This is a genomic window from Pseudodesulfovibrio karagichevae (assembly GCF_041414475.1).
GTDB classification, from domain to species: Bacteria; Desulfobacterota; Desulfovibrionia; order Desulfovibrionales; family Desulfovibrionaceae; genus Pseudodesulfovibrio; species Pseudodesulfovibrio karagichevae.
Window position 1 is genome coordinate 1 of the sequence record NZ_JBGLYH010000112.1, and the last position, 2500, is coordinate 2500.

Genomic DNA, 2500 nt, shown 5'->3' on the forward strand with positions numbered 1-2500 from the left:
TTTGAAATATTCCTTGGCGGCGACCTACTTTCCCACACGCTACCATGCAGTATCATCGGCGATGGAGGGCTTAACTACCGGGTTCGGAATGGGACCGGGTGTACCCCCTCCTCCTTGGCCACCAAGAAAATTTTGGCGAACCGGAGTTCGGAATATATAGTAAATAGGGGAAGAGAGAATTCCTGTAATTGTTAAATAAGCCGCACGATCTATTAGTACTGGTCAGCTGAACAACTCGCGTTGCTTACACCTCCAGCCTATCAACCTGGTGGTCTTCCAGGGATCTTTAGGGACTAATGTCCAGGGAGAACTTATCTTGAGGCTGGCTTCCCGCTTAGATGCTTTCAGCGGTTATCCGTTCCGAACTTAGCTACCCTGCAGTGCCACTGGCGTGACAACAGGAACACCATAGGTTCGTCCACCCCGGTCCTCTCGTACTAGGGGCAGACCCTCTTCAATTCTCCTACGCCCACGGAGGATAGGGACCAAACTGTCTCACGACGTTTTAAACCCAGCTCGCGTACCACTTTAAACGGCGAACAGCCGTACCCTTGGGACCTGCTTCAGCCCCAGGATGTGATGAGCCGACATCGAGGTGCCAAACCGCGTCGTCGATGTGAACTCTTGGACGCGATCAGCCTGTTATCCCCGGCGTACCTTTTATCCTATGAGCGATGGCCCTTCCATTCGGAACCACCGGATCACTAAGACCAACTTTCGTTCCTGCTCGAGATGTCTCTCTCACAGTCAAGCTCCCTTATGCCTTTGCACTCAACGGCTGGTTTCCAATCAGCCTGAGGGAACCTTTGCAAGCCTCCGTTACTTTTTAGGAGGCGACCGCCCCAGTCAAACTACCCACCAGACACTGTCTCCACACCGGATAACGGTTATGGATTAGATACCTAAGTAATAAAGGGTGGTATTTCAAGGTTGACTCCACGCACTCTGGCGAGCACGCTTCAAAGTCTCCCACCTATCCTACACATTATTAATCAAATACCAATGTCAAGCTGCAGTAAAGGTGCACAGGGTCTTTCCGTCCTTCCGCGGGTACCCGGCATTTTCACCGGGAATTCAATTTCACTGAGTCTCTGGTTGAGACAGCGGGGAGATCGTTACGCCATTCGTGCAGGTCGGAACTTACCCGACAAGGAATTTCGCTACCTTAGGACCGTTATAGTTACGGCCGCCGTTTACTGGGGCTTCGATTTAGAGCTTCGCTTGCGCTGACCCCACCTCTTAACCTTCCAGCACCGGGCAGGCGTCAGTCCCTATACATCGTCTTACGACTTAGCAGAGACCTATGTTTTTAGTAAACAGTCGCCCCCCCCGATTCCTGCGTCTCAAATCCGCTCACATAGTCAAATGGTCACGGAATCGAGTACCCCTTATCGCGAACTTACGGGGTCATTTTGCCGAGTTCCTTAACCAGAGTTCTCTCAAGCGCCTTGGTCTGCTCGACCCACCTACCTGTGTTGGTTTGCGGTACGGTATGCATACGCTAAACTTAGGAGCTTTTCTTGGCAGCATGGACTCAACGGCTTCAGTCAGTTTAATGACACGGCATCACGTCTCAGGCATCTAGAACTGCGGATTTGCCTACAGTTCAACCCTACACGCTTGCACCGGGATATCCAACACCCGGACCGCCTATCCTCCTGCGTCCCTCCATCGCACACGTATACATGTACAGGAATATTAACCTGTTTCCCATCGACTACGCATTTCTGCCTCGCCTTAGGGGCCGACTTACCCTGGGAAGATTAACTTTACCCAGGAAACCTTAGGTTTACGGCGAATAAGTTTCTCACTTATTTTATCGTTACTCATGCCAGCATATTCACTTCTCATTAGTCCAGCATACCTCACGGTACACCTTCGTCCCATCTGAGAACGCTCCCCTACCGCTCATAGTAAACTATGAACCCAAAGCTTCGGTACAATGCTTAGCCCCGTTACATTTTCGGCGCAGAATCGCTAGGCCAGTGAGCTATTACGCTTTCTTTAAAGGATGGCTGCTTCTAAGCCAACCTCCTGGATGTATAAGCAACTCCACCACCTTTCCCACTTAGCATTGATTTGGAGACCTTAGCTGTTGGTCTGGGCTGTTTCCCTTTTGGCCACGGGCCTTCGCACCCATAGCCTGACTGCCACACATCATTTACCGGCATTCGGAGTTTGAAAGGGGTTGGTAACCTGGTGGGGCCCCTAGCCCTGTCAGTGCTCTACCTCCGGCAAACTAATGTGACGCTATACCTCAATATATTTCGGGGAGAACCAGCTATCACCGGGTTTGATTGGCCTTTCACCCCTATCCACAAGTCATCCAAATCGTTTTCAACCGATACTGGTTCGGCCCTCCACTTGATTTTACTCAAGTTTCAGCCTGCTCATGGATAGATCACCCGGCTTCGGGTCTAATCCGCACTACTTGGCGCCCTATTCAGACTCGCTTTCGCTACGGCTACGTCTCAAGACTTAACCTCGCACTACAGATTAA

Annotated in this window: 2 rRNA genes (1 of these 2 cut by a window edge); both read right to left on the reverse strand. The window is 51.0% G+C overall.

The annotated features are described in order from the left end of the window. Positions 1 to 11: 11 nt before the first annotated feature. Positions 12 to 126 (reverse strand): 5S ribosomal RNA (rrf, locus tag AB6M95_RS19315). A 65-nt stretch (positions 127 to 191) separates the two neighbouring features. Next, positions 192 to 2500, reverse strand: a 23S ribosomal RNA gene (locus AB6M95_RS19320) (it continues 629 nt past the right edge of the window).